Origin of the sequence: Thioclava nitratireducens, assembly GCF_001940525.2 — a bacterium.
Lineage (GTDB): Bacteria > Pseudomonadota > Alphaproteobacteria > Rhodobacterales > Rhodobacteraceae > Thioclava > Thioclava nitratireducens.
Genome location: NZ_CP019437.1, coordinates 1741269 through 1759006 on the forward strand (window position 1 = coordinate 1741269; position 17738 = coordinate 1759006).

The 17738-nt window shown below is 63.1% G+C and carries 20 protein-coding genes; 11 read left to right on the top strand and 9 right to left on the bottom strand.

The annotated features are described in order from the left end of the window. Entirely contained in the window at positions 1-771 is a 771-nt protein-coding gene (gene gloB, locus BMG03_RS08360; RefSeq protein ID WP_075774500.1) for a hydroxyacylglutathione hydrolase, read from the bottom strand. 62 nt (positions 772-833) lie between these two features. On the opposite strand from gloB, the gene BMG03_RS08365 reads away from it, so the two are divergent. The 7 genes from BMG03_RS08365 (at position 834) to BMG03_RS08395 (ending at position 7293) form a co-directional block, all read left to right on the top strand. Continuing rightward, complete coding sequence (locus tag BMG03_RS08365) at positions 834-1592, top strand: class I SAM-dependent methyltransferase (RefSeq protein WP_075774501.1); 759 nt, start codon at positions 834-836, stop codon at positions 1590-1592. Between the two features lie 402 nt (positions 1593-1994). Beyond that, a complete protein-coding gene (locus BMG03_RS08370) occupies positions 1995-2555 on the top strand; it encodes a F0F1 ATP synthase subunit delta (RefSeq protein WP_075774730.1) in 561 nt (186 codons plus the stop codon). Next, complete coding sequence (atpA, locus tag BMG03_RS08375) at positions 2556-4085, top strand: F0F1 ATP synthase subunit alpha (protein WP_075774502.1); 1530 nt, start codon at positions 2556-2558, stop codon at positions 4083-4085. Positions 4086-4106: 21 nt separating this feature from the next. Beyond that, on the top strand, positions 4107-4985 hold the full coding sequence (locus BMG03_RS08380; protein WP_075774503.1) for a F0F1 ATP synthase subunit gamma: 879 nt from the start codon (positions 4107-4109) through the stop codon (positions 4983-4985). Between the two features lie 21 nt (positions 4986-5006). Continuing rightward, on the top strand, positions 5007-6425 hold the full coding sequence (gene atpD, locus BMG03_RS08385) for a F0F1 ATP synthase subunit beta (RefSeq protein WP_075774504.1): 1419 nt from the start codon (positions 5007-5009) through the stop codon (positions 6423-6425). Positions 6426-6434: 9 nt separating this feature from the next. Beyond that, positions 6435-6836, top strand: coding sequence for a F0F1 ATP synthase subunit epsilon (locus tag BMG03_RS08390; protein WP_075774505.1), 402 nt, complete (start codon positions 6435-6437; stop codon positions 6834-6836). A gap of 106 nt (positions 6837-6942) precedes the next feature. Continuing rightward, the gene (locus tag BMG03_RS08395) at positions 6943-7293 is read left to right on the top strand and encodes an H-type lectin domain-containing protein (RefSeq protein ID WP_075774506.1); all 351 of its coding nucleotides are present in this window, start codon (positions 6943-6945) and stop codon (positions 7291-7293) included. Positions 7294-7389: 96 nt separating this feature from the next. Here the strand turns inward: BMG03_RS08395 and BMG03_RS08400 are convergent, their stop codons facing one another. Next, a complete protein-coding gene (locus tag BMG03_RS08400) occupies positions 7390-8892 on the bottom strand; it encodes a CoA-acylating methylmalonate-semialdehyde dehydrogenase (RefSeq protein ID WP_075774507.1) in 1503 nt (500 codons plus the stop codon). Positions 8893-9007: 115 nt separating this feature from the next. Between BMG03_RS08400 and BMG03_RS08405 the strand changes: the two genes are divergently transcribed. The 3 genes from BMG03_RS08405 to coaD all read left to right on the top strand — a co-directional run bounded on the left by BMG03_RS08405 (position 9008) and on the right by coaD (position 11019). Beyond that, positions 9008-9907, top strand: coding sequence for a LysR family transcriptional regulator (locus BMG03_RS08405; RefSeq protein ID WP_075774508.1), 900 nt, complete (start codon positions 9008-9010; stop codon positions 9905-9907). Between the two features lie 89 nt (positions 9908-9996). Next, positions 9997-10431 carry a CBS domain-containing protein gene (locus tag BMG03_RS08410; RefSeq protein WP_075774509.1) on the top strand — a complete coding sequence of 145 codons (435 nt, stop codon included), beginning with the start codon at positions 9997-9999 and terminating at the stop codon, positions 10429-10431. A 90-nt stretch (positions 10432-10521) separates the two neighbouring features. Continuing rightward, complete coding sequence (coaD, locus tag BMG03_RS08415) at positions 10522-11019, top strand: pantetheine-phosphate adenylyltransferase (protein WP_075774510.1); 498 nt, start codon at positions 10522-10524, stop codon at positions 11017-11019. Here the strand turns inward: coaD and BMG03_RS08420 are convergent, their stop codons facing one another. From BMG03_RS08420 to purB, 7 genes are all read right to left on the bottom strand, one after another. Then, on the bottom strand, positions 11020-11811 hold the full coding sequence (locus tag BMG03_RS08420; RefSeq protein ID WP_075774511.1) for a YfdX family protein: 792 nt from the start codon (positions 11809-11811) through the stop codon (positions 11020-11022). It abuts the gene before it with no gap. Positions 11812-12051: 240 nt separating this feature from the next. Next, the gene (gap, locus tag BMG03_RS08425) at positions 12052-13053 is read right to left on the bottom strand and encodes a type I glyceraldehyde-3-phosphate dehydrogenase (protein ID WP_075774512.1); all 1002 of its coding nucleotides are present in this window, start codon (positions 13051-13053) and stop codon (positions 12052-12054) included. Positions 13054-13161: 108 nt separating this feature from the next. After that, positions 13162-13305: a hypothetical protein gene (locus BMG03_RS20870; protein WP_088718884.1), complete on the bottom strand. Its 144-nt coding sequence runs from the start codon at positions 13303-13305 to the stop codon at positions 13162-13164. A 31-nt stretch (positions 13306-13336) separates the two neighbouring features. Next, on the bottom strand, positions 13337-14338 hold the full coding sequence (gene gap, locus BMG03_RS08430) for a type I glyceraldehyde-3-phosphate dehydrogenase (protein WP_075774731.1): 1002 nt from the start codon (positions 14336-14338) through the stop codon (positions 13337-13339). 178 nt (positions 14339-14516) lie between these two features. Further along, on the bottom strand, positions 14517-15554 hold the full coding sequence (locus BMG03_RS08435; RefSeq protein ID WP_075774732.1) for a flagellar motor switch protein FliG: 1038 nt from the start codon (positions 15552-15554) through the stop codon (positions 14517-14519). Between the two features lie 135 nt (positions 15555-15689). Continuing rightward, the gene (locus tag BMG03_RS20705) at positions 15690-15842 is read right to left on the bottom strand and encodes a hypothetical protein (RefSeq protein WP_157771572.1); all 153 of its coding nucleotides are present in this window, start codon (positions 15840-15842) and stop codon (positions 15690-15692) included. A gap of 100 nt (positions 15843-15942) precedes the next feature. Further along, positions 15943-17247, bottom strand: coding sequence for an adenylosuccinate lyase (gene purB / locus BMG03_RS08440; protein ID WP_075774513.1), 1305 nt, complete (start codon positions 17245-17247; stop codon positions 15943-15945). Positions 17248-17318: 71 nt separating this feature from the next. On the opposite strand from purB, the gene BMG03_RS08445 reads away from it, so the two are divergent. Next, on the top strand, positions 17319-17735 hold the full coding sequence (locus BMG03_RS08445) for a DUF6314 family protein (RefSeq protein WP_075774514.1): 417 nt from the start codon (positions 17319-17321) through the stop codon (positions 17733-17735). Positions 17736-17738: the final 3 nt, after the last annotated feature.

The following is a 17738-nucleotide window of genomic DNA, read 5'->3' on the forward strand; positions in this document are numbered from 1 at the left end:
TCAGAACCGGTCCTTGCGGGCGCGGGCTTCGGTGAAAACCTCGACGGGTGACGCGCTCTCGGGCAGGCCGAGCGCGTCGCGCAGTTGCGGATCGGTGCCGCGCAGGAACGGGTTGGTGGTCTTCTCAAGTGCCAGTTCGACCGGAACGGTGGGCCGGGACTGGGCGCGGGTGGCGCGAACATCTTCCATCCGCGCAAGAAGGTTCGGATTCTCCGGCTCGATCGAGAGCGCAAAGCGACCGTTCGCCTCGGTATATTCGTGCCCCGAACAGACCAGTGTATCGTCGGGCAGTTCGCAGAACCGGCTCAGCGTGTCGAACATCTGTTGCGCCGAGCCTTCGAAGAGCCTTCCGCAGCCCCAGCTCATCAGGCTGTCGCCGGAGAACAGCAGGCCGCCTTCGGGGAAGTAATATGCGATATGGCCGACCGTGTGGCCGTCAGCGGCAAGAATTTCGACATGCTCCATCCCGATCGCGAGTTTCTCGCCCGGCGAGACCTCCTGATCGAGCTTGGGCAGGCGATGCGCATCCGCCTTGGCCCCGACGATTTTCGCCCCCGTCGCCGCCGACAACGCCTGAACGCCGTCGATGTGATCGGCGTGGTGATGTGTCAGCAGGATGAGATTCGCTTTCCAGCCCCGTTCGTTCAGCGCCTTCAGGATCGGAGGCGCTTCTGGAACGTCGATCACGGTGGTTGTGTCCGTCGCCGCCTCATGCACGACATAGGCATAGTTGTCGGAGAGGCAGGGAATGATGAGAAGCTCAACGGCCATGGTGTTTTCTACCGCTTTGATTATCTTGGAACATAGCTAAGCCGAAGGAAGCGAAAGGCGCAATGCATCTCGACGTACTCGACCTGCGGAATTTCTACTACCGGACGCAGCTAGGCCGCGCGGCGCAGCGGGCAATCCGGGACCGGGTTGTTTCGATGTGGCCCGCGACGGGGCCGCAGATGGCGGGGCTCACGGTGGCGGGCTACGGCTTCGCGGTGCCGCTGCTGCGTCCTTACCTGGAGCCCGCGCGCCGGGTGATCGGCTTGATGCCGGCAGAGCAGGGCGTGATGCCGTGGCCAGCGGGCATGCCCAATGTCTCTGTCCTGTGCGACGAGGCGCGCTGGCCGCTGGAGACGGGCCGGGTGGATCGGCTGATCGTGATGCATGGGCTGGAGACCTCGGACAATTCCGAGGCCCTGATGCAGGAATGCTGGCGGGTGCTGGGCCCGGGGGGCAGGGCGATGTTCATCGTTCCGAACCGGGCCGGGCTCTGGGCGCCGCGCGAAGCCACGCCCTTCGGCTTCGGCAAGCCCTACACTCTGGGGCAGCTCGACCAGCTCGCGCGCCGTTCCGGCTTCGTGCCCGAACGTCATACCGGTGCGCTCTATATCCCGCCGAGCCATCGCCGCTTCTGGCTGCGCTCGGCCGCTATGTGGGAACGCGTGGGCACCAAGGCCGCCGGCGTGCTGGCCGCCGGGGTGGTGATGCTCGAGGTCTCCAAGCAAGTCCATGCGCGCCGCGATTCAGGTCTGGGCGCGCGCGTGCGCAAGCCGCTTTCGATTCTCGAAGGGGCGGTGAAGCCGGCGACGGACCCGGTTTGAGCGAGAGTTAACGCCTCGCGCGCGGCAGAACGTCGCCGCGCAGCACTCAGGTTCGCGTACCGCCCCGGGGCGCAACTCTCGGTCCCCCGCCGCAGGTGCGGAATAATTATCCGACAACCAACGCGCATTGAGGTGAATCACTTCCGCACAGCGATCCGTGACCGAGCGCTCCAAATTCCTGTTAGCGCCCACAAAATCCTCCTCTTCCTGTCACCTTCCCGCGACGAAGGGCATATTGGGGGGCTTCTGCTCACATTCTCGTGCTCAAGACGGTTGCGAGGGGGGGATTGCTCTGCTAGTGACCTCCCCGATAAGCGGCGCGGAGGGCATGTCTCAAGCGCGCCGGGGGAGCGCCCCAAGGCCTGTTCCGGGTCGGGGCAAAAAAGCATCGGAAGGGTGGACGTGTCCGAACCAGCTTCGATTTCCGCAAGCATCGCCGGCCGCTATGCGCTGGCCATTTTTGAACTCTCGCGCGAAGAAAATGCCCTCGCCGCGCTCGAAGCCGATGTCTCCGCGCTGTCGGAGGCGCTGGCGGGCTCTGCCGAGCTGCGTGAGGTGATCGCATCGCCGGTCTACACGCGCGACCAGCAGGCAGCCGCGATTGGCGCTCTGGCGGGGAAAATGGGTCTGTCGGACCCGATGTCTAATGGCCTGCAGCTGATGGGTGCCAAGCGTCGCCTCTTCGTGCTGCCGCAGCTTCTCAAGGCGCTGTCGGACCTGATCGCGGACGAGAAGGGCGAAGTGACCGCCGATGTCACCTCGGCCAACGAGCTCAGCGCCGCACAGGCCAAGAAACTCGCCGAAGTGCTGAAGAACCAGACGGGCAAGACCGTCAAACTGAACACCGCCGTCGATGAAAGCCTCATCGGTGGCATGATCGTAAAGCTGGGCTCGCGGATGGTCGACACGTCGATCCGTTCGAAGCTCGCTTCTCTCAAGAACGCCATGAAAGAGGTCGGATAAATGGGCATCCAAGCAGCTGAGATTTCTGCGATCCTCAAGGAGCAGATCAAGAATTTCGGGCAGGACGCCCAAGTGGCCGAAGTCGGTCGCGTGCTGTCGGTTGGCGACGGTATCGCGCGCGTCTACGGGCTCGACAACGTCCAGGCCGGCGAGATGGTTGAATTCCCCGGTGGTATCCGCGGGATGGCACTGAACCTCGAAACCGACAACGTCGGCGTCGTGATCTTCGGTTCGGACCAGGACATCAAAGAAGGCGACACCGTCAAGCGCACGAACTCCATCGTGGACGTGCCGGTCGGTGAAGCGCTGCTCGGCCGCGTGGTCGACGGTCTCGGCAACGCGCTCGACGGCAAAGGCGCCATCGAAGCGAAAGAGCGTCGCGTCGCCGACGTGAAAGCTCCGGGCATCATCCCGCGTAAATCGGTTCACGAGCCGATGGCGACCGGCCTCAAGTCGGTTGACGCTATGATCCCGATCGGCCGTGGCCAGCGCGAGCTGATCATCGGCGACCGTCAGACCGGCAAGACCGCAATCGCGCTCGACACCATTCTGAACCAGAAGTCGTATAACGACGCCGATCCGTCCAACAAGCTGCACTGTTTCTACGTCGCGATCGGCCAGAAGCGCTCGACCGTGGCGCAGCTGGTGAAGAAGCTCGAAGAGACCGGTGCGATCGAATACACCACCGTGATCGCCGCGACCGCGTCGGACCCCGCGCCGATGCAGTACCTCGCGCCCTACACCGCGACCGCGATGGCCGAATATTTCCGCGACAACGGCATGCACGCGCTGATCATCTATGATGACCTCTCGAAGCAGGCTGTCGCCTATCGTCAGATGTCGCTACTGCTGCGTCGTCCGCCGGGCCGCGAAGCTTACCCGGGCGACGTGTTCTACCTGCACTCCCGCCTGCTGGAGCGTTCGGCGAAGCTGAACGAAGACTTCGGCGCCGGTTCGCTGACTGCTCTGCCGGTCATCGAAACCCAGGGCGGCGACGTGTCGGCCTTCATCCCGACCAACGTGATCTCGATCACCGACGGTCAGATCTTCCTCGAGACGGAACTGTTCTACCAAGGTATCCGTCCCGCAGTGAACACCGGTCTGTCGGTGTCGCGCGTCGGCTCGTCGGCTCAGACGAACTCGATGAAGACCGTTGCAGGCCCGGTTAAGCTGGAACTCGCACAGTATCGCGAAATGGCGGCCTTCGCTCAGTTCGGCTCGGATCTCGACGCCGCAACCCAGAAGCTGCTGAACCGTGGTGCGCGCCTGACCGAGCTGATGAAGCAGCCGCAGTATTCGCCGCTCACCAACGCGGAAATCGTTGCGGTCATCTTCGCCGGGACCAACGGCTATCTCGATAACATCCCGGTGTCCGAGGTTGGCAAGTTCGAACAGGGTCTGCTGGATTACCTGCGCAACTCGCGCAAGGACATCCTCGACTGGCTCACGAACGAGGATCCGAAGATCAAGGGTGACGCGGCCGACAAGCTGAAAGCCGCTATCGACGAATTCGCCAAGACCTACGCGTGATTGGCCTGAAAGGACAGGGACATGCCCAGCCTTAAGGACCTCAAAAACCGGATCGGAAGCGTCAAGAACACGCGGAAGATCACCAAGGCGATGCAAATGGTCGCCGCCGCGAAACTCCGCCGCGCCCAAGAGGCGGCGGAGGCTGCGCGCCCCTATGCCGAGCGGATGCACTCCGTGATGGCCGGGCTCGCGGCCTCGGTGCAGGGATCGGACAATGCGCCGCGCCTGCTCTCGGGGACCGGTTCGGACCGGGTGCAGCTTCTGGTGGTCATGACCGCCGAACGCGGCCTGTGCGGTGGCTTCAACGCCAATATTGCGAAGCTCGCGCGCCAGACGGCTGACAAGCTGCTGGCCGAGGGCAAAGAGGTGAAGATCATCACCGTCGGCAAGAAAGGCCGCGATGCGCTGCGCCGTGAATACGGTCAGTACTTCATCGGCCATGTCGATCTGAGCGACGTCAAGCGCCTGAGCTATGACGACGCGCAGAAGATCGCCCGCGACCTGATCGGCCGCTTCGACAAGGGCGAGTTCGACGTTGCGACGATCTTCTTCTCGCTCTTCGAGAGCGTGATCGCGCAGCGCCCGACCGCGAAGCAGATCATCCCCGCTTCCTACGAACCGGAAGAGGGCGAAGAAACGCCGAGCGTGAATTACGACTACGAACCCAGCGAGACGCAGATCCTCACCGACCTGCTGCCGCGTGGGGTCGCGACGCAGATCTTCACGGCTCTGCTGGAGAACGGTGCCTCGGAACAAGGTGCGCGGATGTCCGCGATGGACGCTGCGACGCGCAATGCGGGCGAAATGATCGACAAGCTGACGATCGAATACAACCGCACGCGCCAGGCCGCGATCACCAAGGAACTCATCGAAATCATTTCGGGCGCCGAGGCGCTCTGACGGAACCGGAGAAAAACAGACATGGCAAGCAATGGTAAAGTGACCCAGGTCATCGGCGCCGTCGTCGACGTGCAGTTCGACGGCGAGCTGCCTGCGATCCTCAACGCGCTGGAAACCGAGAACAACGGCAAGCGCCTCGTTCTCGAAGTGGCTCAGCACCTCGGCGAAAACTCGGTGCGCACCATCGCGATGGACGCGACCGAAGGTCTCGTGCGCGGCGCCGAAGTGAAGAACACCGGCAAGCCGATCTCGGTGCCGGTCGGCAACGCCACGCTCGGCCGCATCCTGAACGTGATCGGTGAGCCCGTGGACGAGAAGGGTCCCGTGGAAGCGGAAGAAACCCGTGCCATCCACCAGCCCGCGCCGAACTTCGAAGCTCAGGCGACGTCCTCGGAAATTCTCGTGACCGGCATCAAAGTCATCGACCTGCTCGCGCCCTACTCCAAGGGCGGTAAGATCGGCCTGTTCGGCGGCGCTGGCGTCGGCAAGACCGTTCTGATCATGGAGCTGATCAACAACATCGCGAAGGTGCACTCGGGTTACTCCGTGTTCGCTGGTGTGGGCGAGCGGACCCGTGAAGGAAACGACCTCTATCACGAGATGATCGAATCCAACGTCATCAAGCCCGACGATCTGTCGAGCTCGCAGGTGGCACTGGTCTACGGCCAGATGAACGAGCCTCCGGGTGCGCGTGCGCGCGTCGCTCTGACCGGTCTGACCCTGGCAGAGCAGTTCCGCGACCAGTCGGGCACCGACGTTCTGTTCTTCGTGGACAACATCTTCCGCTTCACGCAGGCGGGTTCCGAGGTGTCGGCACTTCTGGGCCGCATCCCCTCGGCAGTGGGCTACCAGCCGACGCTGGCCACCGACATGGGCGCGATGCAGGAACGCATCACCTCGACCAAAGCCGGCTCGATCACCTCGATCCAGGCCGTCTACGTTCCGGCTGACGACCTTACCGACCCGGCGCCGGCGACCACCTTCGCCCACCTTGACGCGACGACCGTTCTGTCGCGTGCGATCTCGGAACTCGGCATCTACCCGGCCGTGGACCCGCTGGACTCGTCCTCGCGTATCCTCGATCCGGGCATCGTCGGCGAAGAGCACTACAAGGTCGCGCGTCAGGTGCAGGAGATCCTTCAGCGCTACAAGGCTCTGCAGGACATCATCGCCATCCTCGGCATGGACGAACTGTCCGAAGAGGATAAGCTGACCGTGGCACGTGCCCGTAAGATCCAGCGTTTCCTCTCGCAGCCCTTCGACGTTGCGAAAGTGTTCACCGGTTCGGACGGCGTTCAGGTTCCGCTCGAAGACACCATCGCGTCGTTCAAGGCGGTTGTTGCAGGCGAATACGATCACCTGCCCGAAGCGGCCTTCTACATGGTTGGCGGCATCGAGGACGTGAAAGCGAAAGCCGAGAAACTCGCCGCTGCGGCGTAAGGAGGCATTATGGCCGACACGATGCAATTCGATCTCGTTGCGCCCGAGCGCAAGCTGGCCTCGGAAGAGGCGGCGGTCGAGGTCATGGTGCCCGGCGCGGATGGTGACCTCACGGTCATGCCGGGCCACGCCCCGATGCTGACCACGCTGCGTCCGGGAAAGCTGACCATGGTGACGCGGTCGGCAACCCAGAGCTACGCGGTGACGGGTGGCTTCGCCGAGATCACCCCAGAGGGGATCACGGTTCTGGCCGAACGTTCGCTGCCTGCGGAAGAGTTCACCAAGGAAGTGCACGAGCGCCTCATCGAGGAAGCCCGTCGCATCCATGACGAGGCGCATCCTTCGGTGGCCGACATGACCGCGAAGCTTCTGGCCGACATGGAGGCCCTCGGCTCGCATATGCTGGGCTGAGAGCTTTCGCGATAAGATTTAGAAAGCCCCGGTTTTCCCGGGGCTTTTTATTGCCTGCAGTTCGGGTAAGCTCTGCCTCAGGTTGAAAGGAAAAGGCCCTCTCGCGATGATCACGATCGAAAGCCACCGTCTGGGAATGCAACGCGGCTCGCTCGTGCTGTTCTCCGATTTTCAGGATGGCGGCGCCATGTGGACGGGCGAGGGCCCGCGCGAGTTGCGCAAGAAGGTCGCCTTCCCCGAGCCGTTCCGCGCGACCCCGATGGTGCAGGTCTCCCTGTCGATGTGGGACGTGGACAGCAAGCACAATTCGCGGATGGATATCTCGAGCGACGGCGTCACGCCCGAGGGCTTCGTGATCGTCTTTCGCACCTGGGGGGACAGCCGCGTGGCACGTGTGCGTGCCGACTGGCTGGCGTTGGGCGGGGTCTCGCATGAGGATGATTGGGATATCGACTGAGCCGCGTCGATAAGGCCGATGAAAAACGCCCCGCCGATCGGCGGGGCGTTTTCCTATGTGTGGGGGAGGGCGGTTCGCAAACCGCCCGTCTCAAGATCAGTCGAGCGCTTTGAAGTTGAGCGCTGCGCCTTCGTCCTTGATGCCCGAGAACCAGCGCGCCGTGACGGTCTTGGTCTTGGTGTAGAAGCGGAAGGCGTCCGGGCCGTACTGGTTGAGGTCGCCGAAGGCCGACTTCTTCCAGCCGCCGAAGGTGTAGTAGCTCAGCGGAACCGGGATCGGGAAGTTGATGCCGACCATGCCGACATTGACGTTCGCCGCGAAGTCGCGAGCCACGTCGCCATCGGCGGTGTAGATCGCGGTGCCGTTGCCATAGGGGTTGTCGACCACCAGATCGAGCGCCTCGTCATAGGACTTCGTGCGCACCATCGAAAGGACCGGGCCAAAGATTTCCTCTTTGTAGATGTCCATGTCGGGGGTGACGTTGTCGAAGAGCGACGGGCCGACGAAGAAGCCGTCCTCATAACCCTGCAGCGAGAAGTCGCGGCCATCGACCACGAGGTTCGCACCCTGCTCGACACCCGAATTGATGAGCGACTTGATCCGCTCCTGCGCCTGCTTGGTGATGACCGGACCGTAGTCCACGTCGTCGCCGCCGGTATAGGGGCCGACTTTCAGCTTCTCGATTTTCGGCACGAGACGCTCGACCAGCGCATCCGCCGTGCCGTCACCCACCGGAACCGCAACCGAAATCGCCATGCAGCGCTCGCCAGCGGCGCCGTAGCCCGCGCCGATCAGCGCGTCGGCGGCCTTGTCCATGTCCGCATCGGGCATGATGATCATGTGGTTCTTCGCACCGCCGAAGCACTGCGCGCGCTTGCCGTTGGTGGCGGCGCGACCGTAGATGTATTGCGCGATCGGGGTCGAGCCCACGAAGCCAACGCCCTGGATCGTCTCGTGATCGAGGATCGTGTCCACAGCTTCCTTGTCGCCGTTGACGACTTGCAGCACGCCATCGGGAAGACCGGCTTCCTGCGCCAGTTCAGCGAGCATGATCGCCGTGGTCGGCACGCGCTCGGACGGCTTGAGGATCATCGCGTTACCGGCCGACAGCGCCGGGCCCATCTTCCAGAGCGGGATCATGGCGGGGAAGTTGAACGGCGTGATACCGGCCACGACGCCCAGCGGCTGACGCATCGAGTAGAGGTCGATACCGGGGCCCGCGTCGCCCGTGTATTCGCCCTTGAGCATCGCCGGCGCGCCCATGCAGACCTCGATCACTTCGAGGCCACGCTGCACGTCGCCCTTAGCGTCGGGGATGGTCTTGCCGTGCTCTTTCGACAGAGCCTCGGCGAGCTTGTCCATGTCGCGTTCGATCAGCTGACCGAATTTCATCATCACGCGGGCGCGGCGCTGCGGGTTGACCTTCTGCCACTCCAGCTGCGCTTTCGCGGCGTCCGCGATCGCTGCGTCGAGCTCGGCCGGGGTGGCCAGTGCGACCTTGGCGATCTGCTCGCCGGTAGCGGGGTTGAAGACTTCGCCGAAGCGGCCCGAAGTGCCCGCAACGCGCTTGCCGTTGATCCAGTGACCGATTTCTTCCATGAGACGCTCCTCCTACAGATAATCTTGGCTTGAGCGCACTCTAGCCTTGCGAAAATGAGCATAAAAGAGGAAGTAGCTCAAAAGCGTTTTGCGTTTTTGCAAAGAAGGGCGTGGTATGGATTGGGACGATCTGCGGATTTTCCTTGCCGTCGCGCGGGCCGAGAGCCTGTCGGGTGCGGGGCGGCGATTGAAGCTGGACGCGGCCACCGTGGGGCGTCGGATCGCGCGGCTCGAAGAGGGGATGGGCGCGAAGCTTTTCGTGAAATCGCCGCAGGGCTATGCGCTTTCCGAGTCCGGGGATCGGCTCCTGCCGCATGCCGAAGCGGCGGAGCAGGTCTTTGCGGGCGCGGACGAGGAAATGTCCGGGATCGCGGGCCAGTTGACCGGCCAGCTGAGGATCGGCGCGCCCGATGGCTGCGCGAATTACCTTCTGCCGCAGGTCTGCGCGAAGATCGCCGAAGAAAATCCGGGGCTGGAGATTCAGGTCGTCGCCCTGCCGCGCGTCTTCAACCTCTCGAAGCGTGAGGCGGATATGGCGATCGCGGTGTCGCGCCCGACGGCGGGCCGTCTGACCGTGCAAAAATTGAGCGATTATCATCTCAGCCTCGCCGCCCATCGCGACTATCTCGCGAAAGCGCCGCCAATTACCTGCAAGGAGGATCTCCGTCATCACCGGATGATCGGCTACATCCCCGACATGATCTTCGACAAGGAACTCGACTATTTCGCCGAGACCGAGGCAGAGGTGATGGGGCTCGCCTCGAACTCGGCGGCGGTGCAGACGCGGATGATCGAGGCAGGTGCGGGTGTGGGGATCGTGCATGATTTCGCGCTTCCCTTCGCCCCCGGGGTGCAGCGGGTGCTGGGTGGCGAGATCCGGCTCAACCGCGCCTTTTGGTTGATCCGCCACGCCGACGATCGCCGTTCCGAGCGATTGACGCGCTTCGCGGAGGCGCTGGGGCAGGGGCTTCGCGACGAGGTCGCACGGCTCGAACACGCTGCGGTTGAAATATAACTGTTGGCCCCGTGAACCGCAAAGCCGTTGACAAATCTATGAAAGCAGTGGGACGCTCGAGTCTACACGACCTTTTCAGGGAGACGTCGATGCAGGTGATGCAGATTCTCAAGAACAAGGGCGAGATGGAAATTTTTACCGTCGCCCCGGACATGAAGCTGAGCGAGGTAATCGCCAAGCTGGCCTCGAAACGCATCGGTGCGGTGATCGTCTCGCAGGATGGTGAAACCGTGGACGGGATCGTCTCGGAGCGCGATGTCGTGCGCGAGATCGCCAAGCGCGGTGCGGAGTGTCTGGTGATGACGGCCGCGGATGTCATGACCCGTGACGTCAAGCACTGCGCCCCGATGGACAGCACTGAAGAGGTGATGAGCCTGATGACCGAGGGCCGTTTCCGCCACATGCCGGTGCGCGAAAATGGCAAGATGGTCGGTGTGATCTCGATCGGCGACGTGGTCAAGGCGCGCCTGAACGAGCTTCACATGGAGAAAGAGTCGCTTCAGGGCATGATCATGGGCAACTGATGCCGCATTGCAGCACCTTCCCGCTTGCATTTGATTGCGCAATATAGTTGCGTGCGCTGAGCTTTTTGGCGGGCGACGAGGGAGGATGCCATGCGGATCGGTCTTTACCCCGGAACTTTCGATCCGGTCACGCTGGGTCACCTCGATATTATCGAGCGCGCGATGGCTCTGGTGGATCGGCTCGTGATCGGGGTCGCGATCAACCGTGACAAGGGGCCGCTTTTCCCGCTCGAGGAACGCGTCGCCATGCTCCAGGAAGAATGCGCCAAGATCACCGACCGCCGCGGCGGCGAAATCGTCGTGCATCCTTTCGAAAACCTGCTGATCGATTGCGCCAAGGATGTCGGTGCGTCCGTGATCGTGCGCGGGCTGCGTGCGGTGGCCGATTTCGAATACGAGTTCCAGATGGTCGGAATGAACCGCGCGCTCGATTCCTCGGTCGAGACGGTGTTCCTGATGGCCGATGCGCGGCGGCAGGCGATTGCTTCGAAACTGGTGAAGGAAATTGCGCGGCTCGACGGGGATGTTTCGAAATTCGTCACCCCCGCCGTGCGCGATGCCTTGATCAAGGCTTACGCCAACCGCTGATCAGCCTTTCGAGGCTGACTTGCCGGATTGCTGCGATTTCTGCTGCATCTGGGTGCTGCCGCTCGCATTCGCCGAGGCTTTGGCGGCGTTGCCCGCCTGCTGCGGCAGGTTGTCGAGCCCCCATTGATCGATCACGACGGAATCCTCGACGCCTTTCAGCGCGAGGTTCGCCTCGTAGTAATTGCCCGATTTGATCAGCTTGGACGCATCCTGCAGATGGGTGAGCGAAGACTTCGCGGGCACCAACGCCGCCGAGATCGACACATCGATATCGTTATCCTTCAGCGTCTTGGCCGCCGCCTTCGCATTGCCTTTCGCCATCTGCTGATTGGCCTTGCCGACTGCCTTCTGGTTCTCCGGCGTCACGGTGAAGCTCTCGCCAAGCGCGATGGAGCTGTCGAAGGGCAGGTAGGTCACGCCTTTCGTGCCAGCCTTCGAGGGCACGCCCCATTGGCTCTCGGCTTTCTCGGCGGCCTGCATTTTCGCAGTGGCGTCCTTGGTCATCTTCGTCGCCATGTCGGTATTGCCGTCGAAGATCGCCAGCCGCGCGGCGCGTACTTCGCGCATCGCGGTGTAGGCGTCGTCGACCGTGGTCAGCAATTCCTTGTCGGTAGAACTCGCCGTGGTCTGCGAAACCGCGTCATTGCTTTGGCTCTGGCTGCTCTGGATCGCGCTCCCCCCGGAATTGCTGTTGGAATTCGTCGTGGCCGCGGAGGCCATCTCGAAGCCTGCGGGACCCGCGATCAGCGCGGAGGAGAGGGCGAGGGCGAGGAATTTCTTGCTGCGTTCCATGGGATATTCCCTTTCGTGATGGGGTTCAGCTAAGGCGGAGCCGCCGGGCGGCGCGCTCCATGACCCTGAAACGTCCCCGATTTCAAAGGGTTCTATCACCACACATCAAGGCTCACGGCGCGCCCGAGAGGGGCCGTGCGCCCTCCGTGAGCCGTGTGTGAGAAGTGAACGCGAAAAGGGCGGCCCAACTTGGACCGCCCTTCGTCATCTTCGCCTTGCCGGGGCAGCACCCCGCTCACGTCAGATCAGCTTGCCCATCGCGACGGCGGTATCAGCCATGCGGTTGGAGAAGCCCCATTCGTTGTCGTACCAGCTCAGGATGCGGACCATGCGGCCCTCCATCACCTTCGTCTGGTCCATATGGAAGATCGACGAATGCGAGTCGTGGTTGAAGTCGCTCGAGACGTTGGGCTTCTCGGTATAGCCGAGGATTCCCTTCAACTGGCCGTCCGCGGCGGCGCGGATCGCGTTATTGATCTCTTCGACGCTGGTGTCTTTTGCGGCCTCGAAGACCAGATCGACGACCGAGACATTCGGCGTCGGCACGCGGATCGCGACGCCGTCGAGCTTGCCGTTGAGCTCCGGCAGCACGAGGCCCACGGCCTTGGCCGCGCCGGTCGAGGTCGGGATCATCGACAGTGCCGCGGCACGGGCGCGGTAGAGATCCTTGTGCATCGTGTCCAGCGTCGGCTGGTCGCCGGTGTAGCTGTGGATCGTGGTCATGAAGCCCTTCTCGATCCCGATCGCATCGTTCAGGACTTTCGCGACCGGCGAGAGGCAGTTCGTGGTGCAGGACGCGTTCGAGACCACGAGGTCGTTCGCGGTCAGCGCGCCGTCGTTGACACCGAAGACGATCGTCTTGTCAGCGCCGCTGGCCGGGGCCGAGACCAGAACCCGCTTCGAGCCGTTCTCGAGGTGGAAGGCTGCCTTTTCGCGCGCGGTGAAGATGCCGGTGCATTCCAGCGCGACATCGACATCGCCCCAGGGCAGTTCTTTCGGGTCGCGGATCGCGGTGACCTTGATCTTGCCGCGGCCGGCATCGATCCAGTCTTCGCCGGTCGTGACTTCCTGGGGGAATTTGCCGTGCACGGAGTCGAATTGCAGCAGATGCGCGTTCGTCTCGACCGGGCCGAGATCGTTGATCGCGATCACCTCGATATCGGTGCGACCCGACTCGATGATCCCGCGCAGCACGTTGCGGCCGATGCGACCGAACCCGTTGATGGCAACTTTAACCGTCATATCCGTCTCCTCTGGCTGGCTGCCCGGCAGGGAGTTGCACGGGCAGGTCTTCCGTTAACGCTAACAAGCGCGTTCAGCGCCAAAGGTCAACGGGGTTACACCCTGAAGCTAGCGCCAGAACGCGACATATTGAACGAGATCGACGATTTTTTTCGCCAGAAAGAGCAGGATCCGGCCGTCATCGGCCAATACATCCGCCAGAATGAGAAATATGAGGAGGCCCCCAAGCCAGAGCGCGATCCGATTGGTCATCTATTCCCTTCGCGCGCCCTTGCCCGGCGCGTCAATGCACAAGTCGCCCCATCGCCCCGGCCACATCGGCCATCCGGCAGGAGAACCCCCACTCGTTATCGTACCAAGCAAGGACGCGGACAAGCTTGCCCACGACCTTGGTCTGGTCCGGCGCGAAGATAGAGGATTGCTGCGTGTGGTTGAAGTCGATCGAGACTTTCGGCTCGGGGTCGTAGCCCAGCACCATGCCCATGTAGCCGGCGGCGGCTTCGCGGACGATCTCGTTCACCTCCTCGCGGGTCACGGACTTGCGGGCCTCGAAGGTCAGATCGACTGCGGAAACATTGGGGGTCGGAACGCGCAGCGCTGTGCCGTCGAGTCGGCCCTTCAGTTCGGGCAGCACTTCTCCCAAGGCTTTGGCAGCGCCGGTCGAGGTCGGGATCATCGCCATCGCGGCGGCGCGGGCGCGGTAGAGATCCTTGTGGCGGCGGTCGAGCGTGGGTTGATCGCCGGTATAGGAGTGGATCGTCGTCATCACGCCCGATTCGATGCCGATCGCGTCGTTGAGCACCTTGGCGAGCGGGGCGAGGCAGTTCGTGGTGCACGACCCGTTCGAAACGACGTGATGCGCCTGAGTCAATTCGCGATGGTTGACGCCGTAGACGACGGTCTTGTCGGCATCGGTCGCGGGCGCGGAGACCAGCACCCGCTTCGCGCCGCGACCCAGGTGGACTGCGGCCTTGTCGCGGGCGTTGAACTTGCCGGTGCATTCGAGGACGACATCGACGCCGTCCCAGTCGAGTTCTTCCGGATCATAGGTCGACATCACGTCGATCGGGCCGCGCCCGAGGTCGAGCGTGTTGCCCGCGACTTTCACCTGTCCGCCGAACCGGCCGTGGACGGAGTCGTATTTCAGGAGATGCGCGTTGGTCTCGATCGGGCCGGTGGCGTTGATCTTGACGACCTGCACGTCGTTGCGTGCGGCTTCCGCGATATGCGCGAGCGTGCAGCGCCCGATGCGGCCGAAGCCGTTGATGCCGATGGTGACGGTCATGATGATCTCTCCGAAGCGCGTGATTTCGGCGCTGGATACCATTGCATGCAGAGTGAGAAAAGGTTTTGAAACAGTATGTTAGCGTAAACACGCGGTGTTTGCGATAACATTGCGGGGCAGGGCGGGACTTTGAGGTGAAGGGCTTCGCCAGACGGGCCTCTGCGACAGAATCTTTCGTTCAATCCTCATCCTCCGCGACGAGGAATATCTCGCCCGCCGCTTCCATCTCCCGAATGGCGGCGACGACCGCGCTCATCGCCTCTTCGGTGTCTTTCTCCTTCACCTTGCCGAGATTCGCCATTTCGTCGCGCAGCGATTGCGCCATGCGCTGGGACATGTTCGTGAGAATGAACTCTGCCGAGGGTTTAAGCGACCCGGTCGCCCCGGCAAGTGCGACGGTCAGTTGCGCCTGATCGACGACTCGGAGCACTTTCGGGATATCGCGCGCGTCGATGCGGGCGGGGATGTTGGCAAAGGTGAAGATTGCCTTCTTCACCTCGTCGGCGAATGTCTTGTCCTCCTCCTCGAGCCCCTTGAGCACCGCGTCGCGGGTCGCAGATGCGGAGTAGTTCAGGATCGCGCCGACCCTTTCCACAGGACCGGAATCGAAGGCTTTCGGTGGGGCGGCATCGAGTTGCGCGGCAAGCGCCTGCCCGATGCGCAGCACCGTTTCCGGCGCGACATTCCCGGTCAGCGAGACGGCATAGGCGATCCGGCGCGCCTTCTCTCCCGGCAGGAGACCAAGCAGCTCCGCCGATTTCGCGACCGAGAGCTTCGACAGCATCACGGCGCCCACCTCGACGCTTTCGCCTTCCAGCACGGGTAGAAGTACCTCTGCCGAGAGGCCCGCGATCCGCTGCCACGGGTCGCCCCGGGAGGAGCCGAGGGCCAGTCGGCGCAGTCGGTTCGAGGCTGAGGGCGAAAGCTGCCCATCGAGCAGCGACAGCGCCCCTTCCAGCCCACCGGGGAAGGCGAGGCCGACCGCCTCCAGTTCTTCGCAGAACTCCTCGACCACGCTGACGACGGTGTCGTGATCGACGAGGCGCAACTGCGCCACGGTCTCGGTCAATTCGGTCTGTTGATCGTCGCTCAACTCCGTCAGCGGAAGTTTCAGCCCTTCGGAGGCGAGCAGCCGCACGATGATCGCAGCTTTCTGGCGCCGCGACAGCGGCCCGGGGCGGGCAGCTTTGTCGCCAGCCGAGTCGGACCCGGGCATATGGCCGAGCGCCATGGGCGCGATCGCATTCACCGCGAGAACCTCCGTGCTGGGCATCGGCCGCGCGGGCGGCCAATGCGGTTTCGCGGTCAGCTTTGCACGGAGGACGTTAAGACGGACTTACCGTCTCAGCGGTCAGCTGGATTGCAGGACGCAGGCATTCGCGTCCTTATCCCAGACCTTGCCCTGCGGGCAGGACATGGAGGCCTGATGATCGCCGTAGCATTCGGCGGAAGCCACGAGCGGTGCGAAGATCAGCACGGTGGCTGCAAGGATGGTTCGGATCATCTGCAATCTCCCTTTGCCAGATGCCCTAGGGTAAGCCCGAATCATGCGCGCCGCCTATAGTCTGTCGACATAGGCGGCGCGAAACGGGCTTGGGTCTCGATTATTCGCCGAAAACGCGGGCAAAAATCGTGTCGACATGCTTGGTATGGTAGCCCATGTCGAATTTTTCGTTGATGCCGTCCACGCCGAGCGCGGCCACGACGTCCTTGTCGGCCAGCAGCTGCTCGCGGAAATCGACGCGGTCTTCCCAGACCTTCAGCGCATTGCGCTGCACCATCGCATAGGCGTCTTCGCGCGATACGCCAGCCTGGGTCAGCGCCAGCAGGACGCGCTGGCTCATCACGAGGCCGGGGAACTTGTTCATGTTCTCCAGCATGTTCTCGGGGTAGATAATCATCTTGTCGACGACACCGGCGAGACGGTTCAGCGCGAAGTCCAACGTCACGGTGGCGTCGGGGGCGATCCCGCGCTCGACCGAGCTGTGCGAGATGTCACGCTCGTGCCAAAGCGCCACGTTCTCCATCGCCGGGATCACGGTCATCCGCACGAGGCGGGCGAGGCCGGTGAGGTTCTCGGTCAGGACCGGGTTCTTCTTGTGCGGCATCGCCGAAGAGCCCTTCTGGCCCATCGAGAAGAATTCCGCGCCTTCGAGCACTTCGGTGCGCTGCATGTGGCGGATTTCGATCGCGACGTTCTCGATCGACGAGGCGATGACGCCCAGCGTCGCGAAGAACATCGCGTGACGGTCGCGCGGGATCACCTGCGTCGAGATCGGCTCGGGGCGCAGACCCAGCATCTTGCAGACATGTTCTTCGACGCGCGGGTCGATATTGGCGAAGGTGCCGACAGCGCCCGAGATCGCGCCGGTGGCGACTTCTTCGCGGGCGGCCGCGAGGCGCGCCTTGTTGCGGTCCATCTCTGCGTAGAAGCGCGCGAAGGTCAGGCCCATCGTGGTGGGCTCCGCATGGATGCCGTGCGAGCGGCCCACGCGAACCGTGTCCTTGTGCTCGTAGGCGCGCTTCTTCAGCGCCGCCAGAACCTTGTCGAGATCGGCCAGCAGGATATCGGCGGCGCGTACCAGCTGCACGTTGAGGCAGGTGTCGAGCACATCGGACGAGGTCATGCCCTGGTGGACGAAGCGCGCTTCGTCGCTGCCCACGTGCTCGGCCAGATGGGTGAGGAAAGCGATCACGTCATGCTTGGTGACGGCTTCGATCTCGTCGATGCGGTCGACGTCGAATTCGACATCCTTGGCCTTCCAGACGGCCTCGGCATTCTCTTTCGGGATCACGCCCAGCTCGGCCTGAGCGTCGCAGGCATGCGCCTCGATCTCGTACCAGATCTTGAACTTGGTGGCGGGTTCCCAGATGTCGACCATCTCTTTGCGGGCATAACGCGGGATCATCGGCGGCCTCTTGATTGCGTGTGGTTGCGCGCTTGTTAGACTGCACCTGCCTTTGGGGCAAGGGAGAGCCAATGCCGCAGCTGTCGGATTTCGAGGGGGACTGGGTGCTGATGCGCCGTATTCTGCATGCGGATGGCACCGAGGCCCGGTTCGAGGGCCGCGCCAGTTTCACGCCCGAAGGGGTCGGGCTGCATTATCGCGAGAGCGGCGAGTTGATGATGCCGGGCGGCCAGAGCTTTCATGCCGAGCGCAGCTATTTCTGGCGGCTGGAGGCGGGGCAGATCGCGGTCGCGTTCGAGGATGGGCGGCCTTTCCATAGCTTCGATCCGCTGAAGCCCACCGCAAGCCATTGGTGCGATCCCGATGACTACCGCGTCAGCTACGATTTCGAGGCCTGGCCCGCATGGCGGGCGATCTGGCGGGTGCAGGGGCCGCGCAAGGATTACCAGATGATCTCGGACTATGTGCGCGGCGCCGGGCCGCCCTGACGA

Bases quoted from the DNA above. Each gene is read 5' to 3' on its own strand.
- BMG03_RS08410 (WP_075774509.1), top strand. From the start codon at position 9,997: ATGCAGGTGATGCAGATTCTCAAGAACAAGGGCGAGATGGAAATTTTT.
- BMG03_RS08390 (WP_075774505.1), top strand. From the start codon at position 6,435: ATGGCCGACACGATGCAATTCGATCTCGTTGCGCCCGAGCGCAAGCTG.
- gap (WP_075774731.1), bottom strand. From the start codon at position 14,338: ATGACCGTCACCATCGGCATCAACGGCTTCGGCCGCATCGGGCGCTGC.
- BMG03_RS08445 (WP_075774514.1), top strand. From the start codon at position 17,319: ATGCCGCAGCTGTCGGATTTCGAGGGGGACTGGGTGCTGATGCGCCGT.
- BMG03_RS08405 (WP_075774508.1), top strand. From the start codon at position 9,008: ATGGATTGGGACGATCTGCGGATTTTCCTTGCCGTCGCGCGGGCCGAG.
- BMG03_RS20870 (WP_088718884.1), bottom strand. From the start codon at position 13,305: ATGACCAATCGGATCGCGCTCTGGCTTGGGGGCCTCCTCATATTTCTC.
- BMG03_RS08380 (WP_075774503.1), top strand. From the start codon at position 4,107: ATGCCCAGCCTTAAGGACCTCAAAAACCGGATCGGAAGCGTCAAGAAC.
- purB (WP_075774513.1), bottom strand. From the start codon at position 17,247: ATGATCCCGCGTTATGCCCGCAAAGAGATGGTCGACATCTGGGAACCC.
- gloB (WP_075774500.1), bottom strand. From the start codon at position 771: ATGGCCGTTGAGCTTCTCATCATTCCCTGCCTCTCCGACAACTATGCC.
- BMG03_RS08420 (WP_075774511.1), bottom strand. From the start codon at position 11,811: ATGGAACGCAGCAAGAAATTCCTCGCCCTCGCCCTCTCCTCCGCGCTG.
- BMG03_RS08365 (WP_075774501.1), top strand. From the start codon at position 834: ATGCATCTCGACGTACTCGACCTGCGGAATTTCTACTACCGGACGCAG.
- BMG03_RS08395 (WP_075774506.1), top strand. From the start codon at position 6,943: ATGATCACGATCGAAAGCCACCGTCTGGGAATGCAACGCGGCTCGCTC.
- BMG03_RS08400 (WP_075774507.1), bottom strand. From the start codon at position 8,892: ATGGAAGAAATCGGTCACTGGATCAACGGCAAGCGCGTTGCGGGCACT.
- BMG03_RS20705 (WP_157771572.1), bottom strand. From the start codon at position 15,842: ATGATCCGAACCATCCTTGCAGCCACCGTGCTGATCTTCGCACCGCTC.
- atpA (WP_075774502.1), top strand. From the start codon at position 2,556: ATGGGCATCCAAGCAGCTGAGATTTCTGCGATCCTCAAGGAGCAGATC.
- BMG03_RS08435 (WP_075774732.1), bottom strand. From the start codon at position 15,554: ATGCCCGGGTCCGACTCGGCTGGCGACAAAGCTGCCCGCCCCGGGCCG.
- coaD (WP_075774510.1), top strand. From the start codon at position 10,522: ATGCGGATCGGTCTTTACCCCGGAACTTTCGATCCGGTCACGCTGGGT.
- atpD (WP_075774504.1), top strand. From the start codon at position 5,007: ATGGCAAGCAATGGTAAAGTGACCCAGGTCATCGGCGCCGTCGTCGAC.
- gap (WP_075774512.1), bottom strand. From the start codon at position 13,053: ATGACGGTTAAAGTTGCCATCAACGGGTTCGGTCGCATCGGCCGCAAC.